1 protein-coding gene is annotated in these 239 nt (G+C 31.4%); it reads left to right on the top strand.

Features of this window, described 5'->3' with window-relative positions; genetic code table 11:
- On the top strand, positions 1 to 239 hold a 239-nt coding region (locus KK083_RS32875), incomplete at both ends, for a hypothetical protein (RefSeq protein ID WP_498366322.1).

Raw genomic sequence — 239 nt, forward strand, 5'->3', positions numbered from 1 at the left:
TGAATGGACTGTATATTCTGTAGGTGGAGGGACTATAGCAGAAGAAGGCCAAAGAAACAGTAAAAGCAATAGTATATATCACTTAGATACTATGGATGAGATAGTAAAATGGTGCAAAGAAAATAATAAGACTTTGGTAGATTTTGTGTTGGAATGTGAACCAAAAGACATAAAAGATTATATAAAAACTATAAAAGATGCTATGAGAAAATCTATTGATGATGGACTAAGTACAGATG

It is taken from the genome of Chryseosolibacter histidinae, from assembly GCF_018598225.1.
GTDB lineage: Bacteria > Bacteroidota > Bacteroidia > Cytophagales > Cyclobacteriaceae > Chryseosolibacter > Chryseosolibacter histidini.